General features: G+C 70.9%; 13 protein-coding genes and 1 pseudogene. 9 read left to right on the forward strand and 5 right to left on the reverse strand.

Going from position 1 to position 14,762, the window contains the following annotated elements; genetic code table 11:
• Positions 1–95 precede the first annotated feature (95 nt).
• A complete protein-coding gene (locus LZF96_RS06615) occupies positions 96–950 on the reverse strand; it encodes a UbiA family prenyltransferase (protein WP_233866941.1) in 855 nt (284 codons plus the stop codon).
• 27 nt (positions 951–977) lie between these two features.
• Here LZF96_RS06615 and LZF96_RS06620 point away from each other — a divergent pair, with 27 nt between their 5' ends.
• The 3 genes from LZF96_RS06620 (at position 978) to LZF96_RS27300 (ending at position 4,698) form a co-directional block, all read left to right on the forward strand.
• Entirely contained in the window at positions 978–1,892 is a 915-nt protein-coding gene (locus tag LZF96_RS06620) for a methyltransferase domain-containing protein (protein ID WP_233866943.1), read from the forward strand.
• A 269-nt stretch (positions 1,893–2,161) separates the two neighbouring features.
• Positions 2,162–3,556, forward strand: a complete 1,395-nt coding sequence (locus tag LZF96_RS06625) for an acyl-CoA dehydrogenase family protein (protein ID WP_233866945.1) — start codon at positions 2,162–2,164, stop codon at positions 3,554–3,556.
• Positions 3,550–4,698: a type III polyketide synthase gene (locus tag LZF96_RS27300; RefSeq protein ID WP_374203134.1), complete on the forward strand. Its 1,149-nt coding sequence runs from the start codon at positions 3,550–3,552 to the stop codon at positions 4,696–4,698. Before LZF96_RS06625 ends, LZF96_RS27300 begins: the two co-directional genes overlap by 7 nt.
• 30 nt (positions 4,699–4,728) lie before the next feature.
• Here LZF96_RS27300 and LZF96_RS06630 read toward each other — a convergent pair.
• Positions 4,729–6,168 (reverse strand): annotated as a pseudogene (locus LZF96_RS06630) (FAD-dependent oxidoreductase); the annotation flags it as partial.
• Between the two features lie 332 nt (positions 6,169–6,500).
• Between LZF96_RS06630 and LZF96_RS06635 the strand changes: the two are divergent.
• The 3 genes from LZF96_RS06635 to LZF96_RS06645 all read left to right on the forward strand — a co-directional run bounded on the left by LZF96_RS06635 (position 6,501) and on the right by LZF96_RS06645 (position 8,288).
• Positions 6,501–6,959: a hypothetical protein gene (locus tag LZF96_RS06635; RefSeq protein WP_233866947.1), complete on the forward strand. Its 459-nt coding sequence runs from the start codon at positions 6,501–6,503 to the stop codon at positions 6,957–6,959.
• Between the two features lie 72 nt (positions 6,960–7,031).
• On the forward strand, positions 7,032–7,424 hold the full coding sequence (locus tag LZF96_RS06640; protein WP_233866949.1) for a helix-turn-helix transcriptional regulator: 393 nt from the start codon (positions 7,032–7,034) through the stop codon (positions 7,422–7,424).
• Between the two features lie 321 nt (positions 7,425–7,745).
• Positions 7,746–8,288 (forward strand): NUDIX hydrolase, encoded by a 543-nt coding sequence (locus tag LZF96_RS06645; protein ID WP_233866951.1) that lies wholly within the window; start codon positions 7,746–7,748, stop codon positions 8,286–8,288.
• On the opposite strand, the gene LZF96_RS06650 is transcribed toward LZF96_RS06645, so the two are convergent.
• Positions 8,285–9,613, reverse strand: a complete 1,329-nt coding sequence (locus LZF96_RS06650) for a hypothetical protein (protein ID WP_374203126.1) — start codon at positions 9,611–9,613, stop codon at positions 8,285–8,287. The genes LZF96_RS06645 and LZF96_RS06650 overlap by 4 nt on opposite strands.
• Before the next feature lie 146 nt (positions 9,614–9,759).
• Here LZF96_RS06650 and LZF96_RS27305 point away from each other — a divergent pair, with 146 nt between their 5' ends.
• The 3 genes from LZF96_RS27305 (at position 9,760) to LZF96_RS06660 (ending at position 12,092) form a co-directional block, all read left to right on the forward strand.
• A complete protein-coding gene (locus tag LZF96_RS27305) occupies positions 9,760–10,230 on the forward strand; it encodes an ATP-binding protein (RefSeq protein ID WP_374203127.1) in 471 nt (156 codons plus the stop codon).
• Between the two features lie 212 nt (positions 10,231–10,442).
• The gene (locus LZF96_RS06655) at positions 10,443–11,540 is read left to right on the forward strand and encodes a radical SAM protein (protein WP_233866967.1); all 1,098 of its coding nucleotides are present in this window, start codon (positions 10,443–10,445) and stop codon (positions 11,538–11,540) included.
• A 3-nt stretch (positions 11,541–11,543) separates the two neighbouring features.
• Positions 11,544–12,092, forward strand: a complete 549-nt coding sequence (locus LZF96_RS06660; protein ID WP_233866969.1) for a class IV adenylate cyclase — start codon at positions 11,544–11,546, stop codon at positions 12,090–12,092.
• Between the two features lie 382 nt (positions 12,093–12,474).
• On the opposite strand, the gene LZF96_RS06665 is transcribed toward LZF96_RS06660, so the two are convergent.
• On the reverse strand, positions 12,475–13,263 hold the full coding sequence (locus tag LZF96_RS06665; protein WP_267940567.1) for a carbohydrate ABC transporter permease: 789 nt from the start codon (positions 13,261–13,263) through the stop codon (positions 12,475–12,477).
• 44 nt (positions 13,264–13,307) lie between these two features.
• Positions 13,308–14,315, reverse strand: coding sequence for a carbohydrate ABC transporter permease (locus LZF96_RS06670; protein WP_374203128.1), 1,008 nt, complete (start codon positions 14,313–14,315; stop codon positions 13,308–13,310).
• Positions 14,316–14,762 lie beyond the last annotated feature (447 nt).

Below are 14,762 nucleotides of genomic sequence, written 5' to 3' on the forward strand. Positions count from 1 at the left end.
GCCGGCGTGGCGCGGACATCAACCGATCGGCCGGCTTTCGGCCGGCCGGGCCGCCGGTCACCGGGCCGCGCCGCCGGCGGATCACGGCCGCCGGGTCAGCCCCGGGTGACGGCAGACGGCCCGGCGGTGAGCAACAGGCCCATGGCGGTCACGGCCACCACCAGCACCGCGTTGAAGGCCGCCCGCGACCCCGGCCGCCGCCCGCGCGCCAGTCCCACCCCCACCACCAGCGCCGCCACCGGCAGCACCGCGATCCGGGCGCCCCCCGGCACACCGTCGGGGCCCGCCGGGCCCACCACCAGCAGCGCCGAGGCCGCCAGCACCAGGACCCCCGCCGTCACCCGGCTGACCGGCGCACCCCACCGGTGCGGCAGGCCGCGCACCCCCACCGCCGCGTCGTCGGCCAGGTCCGGCAGCACGTTCAGGAAGTGCGCCGCGCACCCCAGCAGCGCCCCGGCGGCCGGCAGCCACCACGGCGGCCACGGCGCGCCGGGCAGGGCGAGCACGACGAAGGTCGGCAGCAGGCCGAAGGAGACGGCGTACGGGGCCACCGACCAGCGGGTCGACTTCACCCCCAGGTCGTAGGCCCACGCCGAGGCCAGGGCGATCAGGTGGGCCGCCGCCGCGAGGAGTCCGGCCGCCAGGGACAGCACGGTGGCCACCCCGGCGGCGAGCACCGTGGCCACGGTCACCGCCCGTCGGGACACCAGCCCCCGGGCCACCGGTTTGTCGGTCCGACCGACCCGGGCGTCCCGGTCGGCGTCCACCAGGTCGTTGAGCCAGCCCACGGAGAGCTGTCCGGCCAGCACCGCCGCCGTGACCAGGAGTGTCCCGCCGGGGGTGTGGCCGACCGCGATGGCCAGGCCGGCGGTGACCGCCGTCACCGCGACGACGGGCAGGGGATGGCAGGCACCGATCCACGCCGACACGCGTCGGGAAACGATCCGCATGGGGAACGAGTGTGCCAGCCTGTCGGTATGACGAGCCCGAGTGAACGTCGTGGCCCCACCGTGTCGGAGCCGTCGTTCGCACCCTCGTTCGCACCCTCGTTCGCCCCGCCGTCGTCCCTGCGGTCGTCCTCGGCCCGCGCCGGCGCCCGTGTCCGGGGGCTGCCGGGCGCCCTGCGCGGCCTCCTGCCGCGCCGCGCGCCGGCCCCCGCCCCCATCCCCAACGATCCGGCCCTGTACGAGCGGTTGGCAGACCGGTGGGGGGACCCGCGCGGGGACTTCGCGATGCTGCACTGGCTGGCCGCGGCCCGGGCCGAACTCGTCCCACCCGCCTCGCGGCCCGGGGCCGTACTGGTCGATCTGGGATGCGGGGGAGGCCTCTTGGCCCCGCACCTCGGGGGCCACGGGTACCGGCACATCGGGGTGGACCTCTCCCCCCGATCGCTGGCCGTCGCCCGTGGGCGCGGCGTGCTCCCTCTGCGGGGTGACGTGACGGCGGTGCCCCTGGCCGACGGTGTCGCCGACGTGGTGGTGGCCGGGGAGATCCTCGAACACGTCCCGGACCTCTCCCGGGCGGTCGCGGAGGCGTGCCGACTGCTGCGGCCCGGGGGCCTCCTGGTCGTGGACACCCTCGCCGACACGACGCTCGCGCGTTGGGTGGCCGTTCACATCGGAGAACGGGTTCCGCGCGTGGCGCCCCGGGGTGTGCACGACCCCGCTCTGTTCGTCAACCGCGAGCGCCTGGGGCGTGAATGCGCCCGGCACGGCGTGCGGTTGCGCATCCGGGGGGTGCGGCCCGCGCTGCGCGACCTGCCGGCATGGCTGGCCGGTCGGCGCGACACCGTTCGGATGCGACCCGTTCGGGACACCTCGATCCTCTACCAGGGCATCGGGCGCAAAGCCGTCGCCCCTCCTTCCGCGTCGGTTCCCCGGAGCGTGCGGTGAGACCCCCTCCGCCCCGTGGCGCCCGGCGGCGCGCCGGGAGGAAGCCGCCGGGTCCCGGACGGGACGCCGGACCACCGCGCGGGCGACCGATGAGTGGAACCACCCGGGACGTGGCATGCGATACGGCGAACGCGGTGGGGCCCCCTCCGCTCCGTCACCGTTCCGGCCGGCCCATCCGACCCCGCCCGTGATCGACCGGATCGGAGCCCGGGCCCCGACCCGGTGGCAACGCACCGGGAGGCCCGGCCCGGAACGAGAGAGGACGCCCCATGCCCCCGCACCCACCCCCGCGGCCCGACACCTCGCCCACCACCGTTCCCCGACACACCGACAACCCCGACGGCCCCGACGGCCCCGACCCGCGGGCCACCGACGGCCCGGGCCCGACCCCGGCTCCGCCCCCGGCCGACCGGGGGACGACCGGCGTCGCGGAATCACCGGCCGGTGCCCCGGCCGCCGACGCGGCCGGTGCCCTGGAACGCGTCCGCGCCCTGGTCCCCGCCGTCGCCGAGCGGGCCGCCGCCCACGACGAGGCGGGCACCTTCCCCACCGCCGACTTCGCCGATCTGCGCGCGGCGGGCCTGCTCGGTCTCATGGTCCCCCGCCGGCTCGGCGGCAGCGGGGCCGACTTCGCCGACTACACCGCCGTGGCGGCGGAGTTGGCCGCCGGGGCGGGAGCCACCGCGCTGATCCACAACATGCACGCCTCGGTCACCGGGGCCCTGGCCCACACCCCGGACGACCTGGCCCGCGCGCTGGGCGCCCCCGACAGTTGGTTCACCACCCGCGACCGCGTGCTACGGGAGGCCGCCGGGGGCGCGCTGTACGGGGTGGCGATGAGTGAACGCGGCGCCGGCTCCCGGCTGTCCCGCATCACCACCGGCTACCGCCGCACCGCCGGGGGGTACCGGATCACCGGACACAAGGCGTTCGTCTCCGGGGCCGGACACGTGGACGCCTACCTCGTCGCGGCCCGGGACGAGGACGCCCGGGACGCCGGTGCGGGGGACGACGGCGCGGGGGACGCCGATGTCCGCGTCTCCTACTTCCTGGTGCCCGCCGGAGAGGGTGTGCGGGTGGACCCCACCTGGGACTCCCTGGGGATGCGGGCCACCGGCAGCCATGACCTGCGCCTGGACACCGAGGTGCCCGCCGACGCGCTGCTGGGGGGCGTCGAGGGACTGGCACTGCCGATCGCCGAGGTGATGCCGCAGTGGCTCGTCGCCTCCTACGCCGCCGTCTACGTCGGGGTCGCCCGGGCGGTGCTGCGCGCCGCCGCCGACCACCTGGGGGCACGCGGACTGACCGGACTGCCCGCCGTGCGGGCGCGGGTGGGGCGTGCCGACGCTGCCGTGGAGGCCGCCGCCCTGGCGGTTGGCGAGGCGGCCCGCCGGGTCACCGACCGACCGGGGGAACCGGAGACCAACCGGTGGGTGTGGCGCGCCAAGTTGCTGGCCGGGGACACCGCCGCCGAGGTGGCCTCCTCGGTGTTGGAGGCGGCCGGCGCCTCGGCGACCCGTCGCGGTCACCCGCTGGAACGGCTCTACCGGGACGCCCGCTGCGGGGCCCTGCAACCCGCCACCTCGGACGTGTGCGCGGACTGGCTGGGGGTGGCCGCCCTGGGGGGCGACCCGGCCCGGGACACGGCGGTGTCCCGATGGTGAGCCCCGGACGCCCCTCTTCCGCCGTCCCCGGCCCGGCCCCCGTGATCACCGCCTTCGGGGTGGCGGTACCCGAACCGGTCTCCCAGCACCACCTGTGGGACGGCTTCTTCCGGGACCACTTCGCCGGCAGCCGGCTCGCCCGACGCGTCTTCGACTCCGCCGGCGTCGCCCGGCGGCACACCGTGGTCAACCCGATCACCGAGCCGCCGACCCACTGGACCACCGCCGAGCGGATGAGCCGTTACGCGGTCGAGGCGCCGGCGTTGGGACGGCGCGCGGTGGCCGCCGCGCTGGAGGCGGCCGGGCTCGACGCCGACGCGGTCGGCATGCTGGCCGTCGCCTCCTGCACCGGCTACGACACCCCCGGTGTGGACATCCGGGTGGCGTCCGCCCTCGGTCTGCGACCGGACACCCGTCGGCTGCTCGTCGGCCACATGGGCTGTTACGCGGCGCTGCCCGGCCTGGGCAGTGTGACCGATTACGTGGCGGCCCACGGGCGGCCGGCGGTGCTGCTCTGCGCGGAGTTGACCACCCTGCACCTCCAGCCGCCCACCACCGATCCCCAACAGGTGGTCACTCACGCGTTGTTCGGGGACGCCGCCGTCGCGGTGGTGGTGCGTCCCGGAGGTTCCCCGGAGGACGGCGCCTCGACCACGGGGACCACGGGGACGACAGGGATCACGGGGAAGGCCGAGCCCTCGCTGGAGGTGGTCGATCTCGCCTCCCACACCGATGCCGACACCGGTGGGCACATGACCTGGCGGATCACCGATCTGGGGTTCCGGATGGGACTGGCCCCGGAGGTGCCGGAGGTTCTGGCCAAGCACGTGCGCCCGGTGGTGACGGAACTGCTGGCGCGCAACGGCGTGGCGCCCGACTCCCCGATCGGTTGGGCGGTGCATCCGGGCGGGCCCCGGATCCTGGACACCGTTCGGGACGAACTGGACCTCCCGGAGTCGGCGTTGGCCTCCTCGCGGGAGGTCCTGAGCGGCTACGGGAACTGTTCCTCGGCCACGGTGCTGCTGGTGCTGGACCACCTGCGGGGGACAGGCGGTCTCGTGCCCGGAGCGCACGTCGTCGCGCTCGCCTTCGGGCCCGGGCTGACGTTGTGGGCGGCGCTGCTGCGCGTGCCCGTCGGCTGATCGGGCCGGGGGCGCACCGCCGGCGTGCCCGCCGGCCGCCGGCCCGGGGCGACCCGACCGGGCCCGCCGGTCCGAAACCCCCACCGGCGCTCCGCAACAACCCCCGTCCGTCTCCCCGTCCTCGACGGCGGCCGGCTCCTCGAACAGGCCCGAGCCGCCGCACACCCCCGTCTCCGGCAGGACCAGCTCCACCCGCCGGGCCGCCTCCCGGTCCCCGGCCAACTCGGCGGCCACCGACCGCACCTGCTCGTAACCGGTCATCGCGAGGAAGGTCGGCGCCCGGCCGTAGCTCTTCATCCCCACCAGGTACAGGTCGCCCTCGGGGTGGGACAACTCCTCGGCGCCGTGCGGGTAGACGGTGCCGCAGGAGTGGACGTTGGGGTCGATGAGCGGGGCCAGCGCGACGGGGGCCCGCAGTCGTTCGTCCAGCCCCAGCCGCACCTCGGAGAGGAAGGAGAGGTCGGGGCGCAGGCCGGTGACGCCGACCACCGAGTCCACCGGCTCGGACCGCCGGCCGTCCTCGGCGATCAGGACCAGCCGCCCGGTGTCGTCGGCACCCCCCTCGGCGGTCCGCTCGACGGTCTCCACGGCGGTGACCCGGAAACCGGTCAGCGGCGTCGCCGTGCCCGCCTCCACGGCGGCCCGGGCGCGCAGGCCGAGCGCGCCGCGCGCGGGAAGTTGGTCGGCCTCCCCGCCGCCGAAGGTGTCGGCGCCCAGCCCGCGCCGCAGGATCCACACCGCCCGGGTGCCGGGGACCTCCTCGGCCAGTTCGGCGTGGGCGGCCAGCACGGTGAAGGCGGAGGCTCCGGAGCCGACGACGGCGGTGGTGCGGCCCGCGTACCGGGCGCGGACGGCCGGGTCCCGCAGGTCGGGGATGTCGTACACGATCCGGTCGGCGGCGGCGCGTTCGCCGAGGGCGGGCAGGCCGTTGCCGCCGATGGGGGAGGGGGTGCCCCGGGTGCCGGAGGCGTCCAGGACGGCGCGGGCGATGATCCGCTCCTCGGTGCCGTCGGCCCGCTCGACCTGCACGACGAAGGGCTGTTCCACGCGGTCGGCGTCGACGATCAGGTCGCGGCCGGAGCGGGCGACGCCGGTCACCCGGGTGCCGTACCGCACGCGGTCGCCGAGGGCGTCGGCGAGCGGCCGGAGCCAGTGCTCGACCCACTCGGCCCCGGTGGGGTACGCCGTGTCGTCGGGCCGGGTCCACCCGGCGCCCCGGGCGGCGATCAGCTTCTCACCCACGGGGTCGATCACCTCGGCCCAGCGGGAGAAGAGCCGCACGTGACCCCAGCCGCGCACGGCGTGGCCGGGGCCCTCGCCGGCCTCCAGTACCAGCGGGCGCAACCCCCGGTCGAGCAGGTGGGCGGCTGCGGCCAGGCCGACGGGACCGGCGCCGATGACGACCACGGGGTGCTCCCCGTTCCCCTCGGCGACGGCTGCGGGAACGGCCTGCGTGGCGACTGTACTCATCGGAGCTCCCTCCCGGCCGGTGGCCCCACCTGCCGGTATCGACGTATGCGAATGTCTTCGTGGCCATCCTGGCACTTGAATCGATGGGCGTCAATATTTACACCAATCGAATCAGAGGGCATCAAGGTTGATTTGATCTTGACGTCTAGGGAGTCTGGATTTCACATGGTGACACCTTCGATGAAGCTTCGGGTCGCGGGCCGCGACAAGAGGCTTCCCGACCGGGGGCCGCACACCAAGTGGCTCCACCCCCGTGGAGAACACATGGTTCCCCTCCCGCGGCACCGGAACGTCTCGCCCGGCGTCATCGACGATGTGAAGGCAAAGCTCATATGCCTGCCGGAAGGGTGGATGTCATGACCCACGGCATGTACCGGGTCGTCGCCAAACGATGGAAGCACGGCTGGGAGCTTCACGTGGACGGGGTTGGTGTAACCCAGTCCCGAACGCTTGTGGATGCCGAGGCCATGGCCCGGGACCACATCTCTGTGGTACTGGACCTTCCCGACGATGCTTTCGGTATCGAGGTCGTGCCCGAGATCGGCGCCGGAGCGGACGGGGAACTCCTCAACCTCGGCCAAGCCGACCGCGAGGCCGAGGACGCTCGGGAGCGGGCGGTCGCCCAGCGTCGCAGGGTGGCCCGACAGCTCGACTCCCTCGGTCTGTCGGGGAGGGAGGTCGCCGTGGTGTTGAAGGTCTCACCGCAACGGGTGTCCCAATTGTTGGATCGGAGGCGGCGGCAAGCGGATGGTTCGCATGTCGCTGAGAAGAACCCGAGCCGACAGCGGTGACCGGCATGTGACGCTTGCCCCCGAGCCCCCCGAACCGGGGGCGTTCGGGGCCGGGGGTGACACCATGGGGGTATGACCATCGTGCAGATCTCGACGGGCCCCGGGGCCGGCACGACCCCGCCCGCCGGGGACGTCGTCCCGTGCTGCCCGCCGCTGGCCCAGCGGCCCCTGGAGGTCGACGAGGCCGAGCGCGCCGCCGCGATGTTCAAGGCGCTCGGCGACCCGGTGCGGCTGCGCCTGTTCTCGGCGGTGGCCTCGCACCCCGGCGGGGAGGCCTGCGTGTGCGACATCTCCGATGTCGGGGTCTCGCAGCCGACCGTCAGCCACCACCTGAAGAAGCTGCGCGAGGCGGGCTTGTTGATCTCCGAGCGGCGCGGTACCTGGGTGTACTACCGGGTGGCCCCCTCCGTCCTGGCGGGGATGGGCGGTCTCTTCGACCCCGCCCCGGCCCCCGCAGTGCCCTGAGCCATCCGGCGCCCGGAGTTGTCCGTGACCATGGTGTGGCCCGCTCGTGGATCCACACGCCTCCGGCCGGCTACCGCGTCGATGGTGAAGCCGAGTTCGAACCACGTTCCCTCGCCCCGAGAACCAACCCGCGCGCCCGTTCCCTGTTGTGATGGCCCTCACTTGTACGCGGCTCCGGCCCCGGGAGAATACTTTCGGGTGTCCGAGCTCTCGGCCGCCACATCACGGGTCGGGCGTGCGGCCTGAAGTGGTCGTTCGGGGCTACGGGTTCTCGTCGAAGTGACATGATGAATGCCGTATCGGGCGAAAGGGAGTTGGCTCATGCGGTGGACGGTGCACGGCGAGCGGCAGATCTACACCAATCCGTGGGTCAATCTCTGCCTCGTGGATGTCCAGCAGCCGGACGGCCGGCGCTGGGAGCACCATGTGGTGCGGCTGCGGCACCTTGCGGTGGCAGCCGTCGTCGATGAGCAGAAGCGGGTGCTGATGATGTGGCGCCACCGGTTCATCACCGACGTTTGGGGCTGGGAGCTGCCGATGGGTCTGATCGAACCCGATGAAACCCCGGAGCAGGCGGCAGCGCGGGAGGTGGAGGAGGAGACCGGCTGGCGGGTGGAGTCGATGAAGCATCTGGTCTACGCACAGCCCGCGAACGGCATCACCGATTCCGAGCACCACGTCTTCCGCGCCGATGGCGCCACGTACATCGGTCCGCCGACGGAACTGAACGAAACCGACCGCGTCGAGTGGGTCCCGATGTCCGAGATTCGAGGCATGATCGATCGGCGTGAGGTGGTCAGCAGCGGCAGTCTCGTCGGTCTGCTGTATCTGCTGCTTGACGAGGCCACGAGCATCATCGGCTAACCGAGCGCTTCACGCATCCGTTGTTCGAAAGTCACCACCGGTGCTTCACGCGCGTACGGGGCGAGGCTGCGGTGAAACTCGCCCACGTGGCCCACGACTCGCGGTGAGTCGATCGAGGCGCTGAGATCCAGTGCGAGACCGGCACTGTGGCAAGCGGTGTCCAGTTCCCCCTGGTGCAGTTGCGCGGTGGCAAGCCAGAACGCATGGAAAGCACGGCCGCGCTGCTGCGCTGCGGTCTCCCGGCGCAGTCCCTCCGCGATCAGGGGTTCGGCTCGCCTGGCCTCGCCCAGCCGCGCGAGGGCGATCCCGGTGTCGACGATCAGCTTGGTCTCGTCGAAGTAGCGCACCCACGAGGGAGCTGCGGTCTCATGACCGCGGGCAGCCTCGAAAGCGTCGCGCGATCGACCGATGGCCTGGTGGCATGCGGAGCGGTCCCGGAGGGAGGCGTGCGCAAATGCCTCCCTCATGTAGAGCATGGCCATTACCAGCGGCTGCTCATCGGAGACACGGGCGGTGTCCTGCGCCTTGCACGCCAACCGAACGGCGTCGGTGGGGTGCCCGTCGTAGGTCGCCTGAAGGCTCATGCAGGACAGGACATTGGCCATGAAGAGGTGATCGCCCTGACGGTGCGCAAACCGCAGGGCTTGGGCGAAGTGTGTGCGCGCCGTGCTGTACTGGCGGGCGTCGAAGTACGCCCAGCCGGAGAGTCGGGCAAGTTCCGCCGCCAGCTTTTCCAATTCCTGGCGCAGCGTACCGTTCGCGTCACGCATCAGCCGGACAACGTAACGAAGATGCCCGACCACGGCGGGCCGGAGCGAAGCCCCGCCGTGCCGATCGTCACGACGCCAGTAGTCCTCGACAGACGACTGTAGGGCGATGAGTGTCGAGCGCGTGACCTTGCCGTCGGCAAGGCTGAGTAGTTCATCGAGGTCCCTGCCGTAGTTCTCCTCCGTCACTGCTCCGGACAGTTCGGCGTCGGTCTCCCCGTGCGGGGCAGGTTCCTTCGCACCGACAGCCGTTGCTCGGAGCTTGGGGATCTCCCAAGGGCGGTGTGCCAAGCCGAGCATGGCCCCGGGAATGCGCAGACCATCCGAGACCCGTTCGATCACATCGATATGCGCGAGGCCACGCCGCCCGGACATGATCTCCCCGACTCTGCTGGGCGTCATGCCGCACAGGGCGGCGATGCGTGACGGGTAGATGCCGGCCTTGGTCTTCACCAGGCGAAACACCTGGGTGAAGTCGCGTTGTTCACATGCCTGTTGCCAGGCCGGGTGTGCCAGTAACTCCGCTGGCAGCTTCACGTGCGGTTGCGGAGCGGGCACGTGACCTCCTTGGCCGGTGAGGTGGCTGACGTACGGCGGGAAGGGTCCCCCACTCCAGAGTACCCACGTTGGGTAACCATCATGGCCTGATCCGGTGACCTCTGTTCGCGGTGAGCTGTTCCTCCCATCCACGAAGAGGTAACGCCATGAGTGCGACCACGGACAACCTGCAACCCACAAGGCGTTGGTGGCAACAGTTCTCACCCGAGCCGCGGAGCGTTCCCCTGGCCCGTCATCAGGTACAGGTGGCGCTCCGCGAATGGAGATGTGACCAGAACGACGCTGATTGCATCGTCCTGGTCACCAGCGAATTGGTGACCAATGCCATTCTCCATGGCAGCTCCACTGAGCGCCCTGTCGAAGTCTGCCTGACACTGGCCGAGGGCAGTTGCCTCCTAGAAGTGTCGGACAGCAGCCCGCGAGGGGCCGGGATGCGAACTCCGGCGGACACCAACGAGCATGGTCGTGGTCTGTTGCTGGTCAGTCAATTGGCCACTCGGAACGGCACGACCTTTCGCGGCCACATCGGGAAAACGGTGTGGGCTCAGATGCCGGCAACAAGCTGTCAGGACGCCACGATGCAAGGGCGTTGGCCTGTCCGGTGGTGTGGAAATTGATTCGCATCATCGGTCGGTATGCCGGAGTGCTGTTCATCATCGGCGTCAGCGCAAGCTGTGGACTCGTCATCGGCCTGGCAGTCGCCATGCGGTAGGGCCGCCTCGAAATCTGGCCCGCTCAAGAACCCTGTACGCAAATCGGCAGTCCTGCCTTGTATCCGCCGCTCTGTTTCTGCGAGGAAAGAGCCTCTCCTATGATTCGGCATCGCGCCTTGGAAAAAGTTGACACCTCGGTCCCCGTCACCGTGACCACCGACCGCACCTTACGGATCAAAGTCATTGACTCGTGTGGAATGACCTGCAACTTCTGTCACAATGAAGGGACGGCCGTCAGTGTCGACAATCGCCGCCGTTCCCCCGGTCCGTATTCCGGATCGGGCGCATCCGGCCGCGTCTCCATCTATGCCGCGACCAACGGAGCGCGATTCCTCAGCGCGCCGATTCTCCCAACAGGTGAGTTCCAGAACTGCCTCGATCGGCTTCGAGAATCCATGGGCTTCAACGAGGTTCATCTGACCGGCGGGGAACCGACCCTGCATCCCCGGCTGCCCGCCCTCATCACCGTGACGCGGCAGGCCGGTTACCGCGTGAGCATCACGTCGAACGGCGAGAACGGGGAGCGAGTGCTGACCGACTGTGCGAAAGCCGGTCTCGGTCACATCAACTTCTCCATCTTCGGCACCACGCCGCAAGAGCTCGCTCTGGTCCAGCACGCCCGGTTCCGCACGTCGGGGCTGGCCAGCGGTAAAATCAATGCTCTGGACCGGTCGATCCGGCTTGCCACGGACCTCGGCCTCGAGAGCCGTGCCAACATCGTTCTACCAAACCGCAAGCATGTGGACCGCGTACGCCGGCTACTGGATAAGTACACCCCCGCCCTGTCCGTGCGTGTTCTTTCCTCGCTCGCTGACGGTCAGGAATCGCTGGACGCCATCGACCAGCTTATCAACGACCTCGGAGCCGAGCTGGAAAGCGTAGGTTTGATCGCCGGGACCTCCGGCTTCCGTATGAACTACCGGCTCCCCGGCGGCCGGCCTTTGACGGTCAAGCACATCAGGCCCACGCGGTTGCCTGTCACATGCAGTGGCTGCCGGTTCAACAACTCCACTGACTGTGAAGAGAGCTACTACGGAATCCGGCTGTATCGCGATACCTCCGGGACCTTCCAGGTCGGCATCTGTATCCAGCGCATGGATCTCTGTCTGCCTGTGGAAGAGTTTCTTGGCAGTGACATCCGCGAGGAGGTCATCAGGCTCCGCACAACGGACCACGACCACTTGACCCGCAGCATCTCACCAGGAGTGACCTGACCCATGACCCAGCACGAGTACGAGGCGAAGTTCCTTGACATCGACGCGGACGCCATCCGCGAGCAGCTCCGGACCGCAGGTGCGCGGCTGGCCTTCGACCGCACCCTGTTCACCCGCCTCATCTTCGAGAACGACACCGTTCGGGGCGAACAATGGCTCCGGCTCCGCGACGAAGGCGGCAAGACGACCCTCACCCTCAAGCAGGTCACCGACGCCACCACCATCAACGGGACCAAAGAGATCGAGATCGAGGTCAGCGACCTCGACACCACCGCCGAACTTCTCACTGCACTCGGCCTCCGGCAGGTTCGCTACCAGCAGAACTACCGCGAGGAATGGCAGCTCGGCGCCATCACTTACGATCTCGACACCTGGCCCGATCTGCCGACCTTCCTTGAAATCGAAGGCCCCTCCGAGGACGCCGTCCGCAAGGCCACCGCCAACCTTGGCCTCGACTACACCCGGGCCCGCTACGGCAGCATCGACCTCCTCTACAAGACCGAACAGGACCGCGACATCCTCAGCGAGCCCACCCTCCTCTTTTCGACCTGACCTGCCATCCCGCCACACGAGACCCGCTGCACGCTGCGCTCCCCCTGGCCCCGCCCTCGGTCGGAATGTCCGGCCTTTACCGAGAGCGGGGCCCATACCTTCCCGAACTGTCCCGAGTTTCGCAAAGTCGGTGATGTGCCCCCGGTTCGGGGGAGTCGGGCTGCTGGACAATCAGTCGTCCAGCGTCCCCGGGGGCACTCACGCCCCGCAGTTACCCGCCTGAGTTCCGGCGTCCCGGGTCGCTCTCCGGGGACGGGCGCGACCGGCCCCGCCGACGGGACCTGACCGGTGATGCGCCGCCTGTTACGGAGTCGGCCCCCGGTCCGGACCGCGCGGGGCGCGGTGCGGGCCGGGGGCCGACAGGGGTCCCGGAGGGGCCGGCTCAGCCCTTGGTGGCGCCCGCCGTCAGGCCGCCCGCCAGGTGGCGCTCCGCCACCGCGTAGAAGGCCAGCGCGGGCAGCATCGCCAGCACCAGGTAGGCCATCACCCGGGCGGTGTCCGAGGCGTACTGCCCCTGGAACTGCTGCACGCCCAGTGGCAGCGTCCACAGGTTCGGGTCGGTGAAGATCACCAGCGGCAGGAAGAAGTTGTTCCAGCTCGCCACGACCGCCAGCACCGACACCGTGGCCAGCGCCGGCCGCGCCATCGGCAGCAGCACCCGGAAGAAGAATCCGAACGGCGAGCAGCCGTCCAGGATCGCCGCCTCCTCCACCTCGCGCGGGATCTCCCGGAAGAAGCCGCGCAGGATGATGATCGTGATCGGCAGGCTGAACGCCACCTGCGGCAGGATCACGCCCAGCGGATTGTCCAGCAGCCCCAGCGAGCGCAGCAGGACGAACAGCGGCAGGATGGCCGCCGCGAAGGGGAACATCAGGCCCACGGTGAAGAGGGTGAAGAACGCCTCGCGGCCCCGGAAGGCGTACCGGGCGAAGACGAAGGACGCCATCGCCCCCAGCCCGGCCACCAGGACGGTGGTGACCACGCCGATCATCAGGCTGTTGAACACCTGGCGCCAGAAATTCTCCGACGCCAGCACGTCGCCGTAGTTCTCCGGGCGCCACGGCGAGGGCAGGCCGAAGGGGTTCTGCGACAGTTGGGCGCTGTCCTTGAAGCCGCCGAGGACGGCGAAGAGCAGCGGTCCGACGATCACGATGGCGAGGCCGAGCGCCAGGAGCTGGCGGGAGACCCCGACGAGGAGTGTGCTGCGGCGCTGGTTCACTTCGCCCCTCCCATGGTGGTGAGCGCGCCCTGCGTGTCACGACGCATCACGAAGCGCAGGTACAGCAGGGCGAACACCATGCTGATCAGGAACATCGCCACGCTGAACGCGCTGGCGTAACCGAACTGGTAGCGCTGGAAGCCGTAGTCGAACATCGTCACGGCCAGCGTCTCGGAGGAGCGCACGGGCCCGCCGCGGGTCATCACCCAGACCAGGTCGAAGAGCTGGATGGTGCCGATGACCGACAGGAAGACGCTGATCCGGATGGTCGGGCCCATCAGCGGCAGCGTGATGTGCCGGAACTGCTGCCAGGGGCTCGCGCCGTCCAGCGAGGACGCCTCGCTCAGCTCGTGCGGGATGCTCTGCCGCCCGGCCAGGTAGAGGATCGTGTAGAAGCCGAAGAACTTCCAGGTGATGACGACGAACAGGGACATCAGCACGGTGTCCGGGTCGGCGAGCCAGGCCCGCTGCAGGGACTCCAGTCCGATCGAGCCCAGCACGTGGTTGAGCAGGCCCGAGTCCGGCGCGAGGATGCTGGTGAACAGCACCGCCGTGATCACCTCGGAGAGCACGTACGGGGCGAAGAACAGCAGGCGGTAGACCGCCCGACCGCGGATCCGCTGGTTCAGCAGCAGCGCCAGGCCCATGGCCATCGGCAGCTGGATGACCAGCGCGAGCAGGATCAGGATGCCGCCGCGCCGCAGGTCCCCGAGGAAGACCGGGTCGCTCAGCATGCGGCGGAAGTTGTCCAACCCCACGAAGTCGGTGGGCAGGCCGCCCATCCCGTTCCAGGAGTAGAGGCTGAACCACATCGCCAGACCCACCGGTGTGAGTACCAGCAGCCCGTAGAGCAGCAGGGCGGGCGAGAGGAAGAACGCCACGGTCAGGCGTTTGTCCCGGCGACGCCGGTCGGTCGGCATCGCGTGCGCCGGCGACCGGGGTGGTTTGCCGCCGCGGCGGTTGGCCGCGTTCGGCTCGTCGGTCGTCAACACCGGAGAGGTCATGGTCGGGCTCCGCTTCGGGAGAACGGTTGGGGCGGCCGGTCGCGCCCCGGGGTGCACCGGCTGGGGCCGGCGGACGGGGCGGACCGGTGAGGGTCCGGACCACCCGCCGGATACGGGTACGGGTACGCGGGGGTCGGGGGCCCGGACCGTACGGCCCGGGGCGACGCCCTCCGCGACATCTGCGGCTCGGAGGGCCCTGGTTCCCGGGAACGGTGGTTCCGGGGAACGGTGTGGTGCTCGTGGTGCTCGTGGTGCCGGGAGGCCCGGGGGCGGCGGTGACGTGCCGCCGCGCCGCCGGGACCCGTTGCCGTGGGCGACGGGGCGCGAGCCCGTGGGCCGGCCTCCCGGGTGCGGGGCCGGCGGACCGGGTCGTTCCATCGACCGGGTCCGGTCGGCGTCCCTCCGGGGAGGGGCGCGGTCGGGGCGTCCTCCCCGACGCCGGTACCA

It is taken from the genome of Streptomyces sp. ST2-7A (genome assembly GCF_021390475.1).
Classification (GTDB): domain Bacteria; phylum Actinomycetota; class Actinomycetes; order Streptomycetales; family Streptomycetaceae; genus Streptomyces.

Coding starts and splice junctions, on each gene's coding strand:
- LZF96_RS06645 (WP_233866951.1), top strand. CDS start 7,746: ATGCGGTGGACGGTGCACGGCGAGCGGCAGATCTACACCAATCCGTGG.
- LZF96_RS06620 (WP_233866943.1), top strand. CDS start 978: ATGACGAGCCCGAGTGAACGTCGTGGCCCCACCGTGTCGGAGCCGTCG.
- LZF96_RS27300 (WP_374203134.1), top strand. CDS start 3,550: ATGGTGAGCCCCGGACGCCCCTCTTCCGCCGTCCCCGGCCCGGCCCCC.
- LZF96_RS06635 (WP_233866947.1), top strand. CDS start 6,501: ATGCCTGCCGGAAGGGTGGATGTCATGACCCACGGCATGTACCGGGTC.
- LZF96_RS06660 (WP_233866969.1), top strand. CDS start 11,544: ATGACCCAGCACGAGTACGAGGCGAAGTTCCTTGACATCGACGCGGAC.
- LZF96_RS06670 (WP_374203128.1), bottom strand. CDS start 14,315: ATGACCTCTCCGGTGTTGACGACCGACGAGCCGAACGCGGCCAACCGC.
- LZF96_RS06640 (WP_233866949.1), top strand. CDS start 7,032: ATGACCATCGTGCAGATCTCGACGGGCCCCGGGGCCGGCACGACCCCG.
- LZF96_RS27305 (WP_374203127.1), top strand. CDS start 9,760: ATGAGTGCGACCACGGACAACCTGCAACCCACAAGGCGTTGGTGGCAA.
- LZF96_RS06615 (WP_233866941.1), bottom strand. CDS start 950: ATGCGGATCGTTTCCCGACGCGTGTCGGCGTGGATCGGTGCCTGCCAT.
- LZF96_RS06625 (WP_233866945.1), top strand. CDS start 2,162: ATGCCCCCGCACCCACCCCCGCGGCCCGACACCTCGCCCACCACCGTT.